Annotated in this window: 2 protein-coding genes and 1 pseudogene; all 3 read left to right on the top strand. The window is 70.5% G+C overall.

Going from position 1 to position 1,388, the window contains the following annotated elements:
- Window positions 1–218 (top strand): DUF1656 domain-containing protein (locus tag G3N94_RS41345; protein ID WP_241022368.1); only part of this gene is annotated, 218 nt, incomplete at its 5' end.
- 16 nt (window positions 219–234) lie between these two features.
- Window positions 235–1,149, top strand: coding sequence for an HlyD family secretion protein (locus G3N94_RS41340; protein ID WP_205799910.1), 915 nt, complete (start codon window positions 235–237; stop codon window positions 1,147–1,149).
- A gap of 9 nt (window positions 1,150–1,158) precedes the next feature.
- Window positions 1,159–1,388 (top strand): annotated as a pseudogene (locus G3N94_RS41335) (RND transporter); the annotation flags it as partial.

The raw sequence follows: 1,388 nt of genomic DNA, 5'->3' as shown, positions 1-1,388 counted from the left end.
CCCCGTTGCGGAGACCATTCGAGATGCCAAGTGAATTCGCGGTGGCGGGCATCTATCTGCCGCCGTTCTTCGTCTACGCATGCGTGACCGTGCCGCTCTACATGGCCGTGCGCGCCGCGCTCGCCCGTGTCGGCCTGCTGCGCCGGGTCTGGCATCCGGCGTTGTTCGAATTCGCGGTCTCGCTCGTGCTCGTCGCCGCGCTGATTCTCTATTTCTAGTTCATCCGTCTGCGTCATGTCGCTCAAGCCCCTGACCCGTTCCCTGTTGACGCTCGCCGCGGTCGGCGTCGCGATCGCGCTCGTCGCAGCGCTCTGGCGCGCGTACGTGCTCGCCCCCTGGACCCGTGACGGGCGCGTCAGCGCACATGTCGTGCGGATCGCCCCGGAAGTGTCGGGTACCGTGGTCGACGTCGCCGTCGTCGACAACCAGCGCGTGTCGAAAGGCGACGTGCTGTACCGGATCGACCCGCGGCGCTTCGCGCTCGCGATCGAACAGGCCGACGCGCAGGTCGCCGCAAGCGCCGAGACGGTGCGCCAGAAGCAGGACGAGGCGCGCCGCCGCACGGGCCTCGACGAACTCGTGCCGAAGGAGGACATCCAGCGCTCGGGCCGCGCGGTATCGATCGCGCAGGCCGAGTACCGCAAGGCGCTGGCCGCGCTCGACGTCGCAAAGCTCGACCTCGAGCGCGCGACGCTGCGCTCGCCGGTCGACGGCTACGTCACGCAATTGCGGCTGCGTCACGGCGACTACGCGGTCGCAGGCAAGCCGGACATCTCGGTGCTCGACGCGCACAGCTTCTGGATCACCGGCTATTTCGAGGAGACGAAGCTGCGCCACATCGCCGCCGGCGCACCCGCGCAGATCAGGCTGATGGGCTTCGAGCCGCTGCTGCGCGGCCACGTGACGAGCATCGGCCGAGGTATCGCCGACGAGAACGGCGCGCTCGACGAAACCGGGCTGCCGACCGTCAACCCGAACTTCAGCTGGGTGCGGCTGGCACAGCGGATTCCGGTGCGCGTCGAGCTCGATCGCGTGCCGGCGGGCGTGCTGCTCGCGGCCGGCATGACCTGCAGCGTCGAAATTGGCGAGCCCGGCCGCGGCGGCACGCCGCGCGGCCGGCTCGCGACGTGGCTGCACGCGTGGATGTAGGCGGCCCCGATGCGACGCACTCCTATCCGATCGACCCGATTCGGCGCCGCGCTCGGCGTCGCCGCCTGCGCGACCGCGCTCACCGCCTGCACGATGGTCGGCCCCGACTACCAGCCGCCGCAGCCCGCGCATCCGCCCGGCTGGATCGAGCGCGGCGACGGCGTCGTGAAGACCGACCCGGCGCAGCTGCAGGACTGGTGGCGCGCATTCCGCGATCCGCTGCTCGACCGGCTGATCGA

The organism is Burkholderia sp. Ac-20353 (assembly GCF_017104785.1).
Classification (GTDB): Bacteria; Pseudomonadota; Gammaproteobacteria; order Burkholderiales; family Burkholderiaceae; genus Burkholderia.
The sequence above is the reverse complement of the archived record's forward strand: the minus strand, read 5'-3'. Positions and strand labels throughout refer to the sequence as shown.

Bases quoted from the DNA above. Each gene is read 5' to 3' on its own strand.
- G3N94_RS41340 (WP_205799910.1), top strand. From the start codon at position 235: ATGTCGCTCAAGCCCCTGACCCGTTCCCTGTTGACGCTCGCCGCGGTC.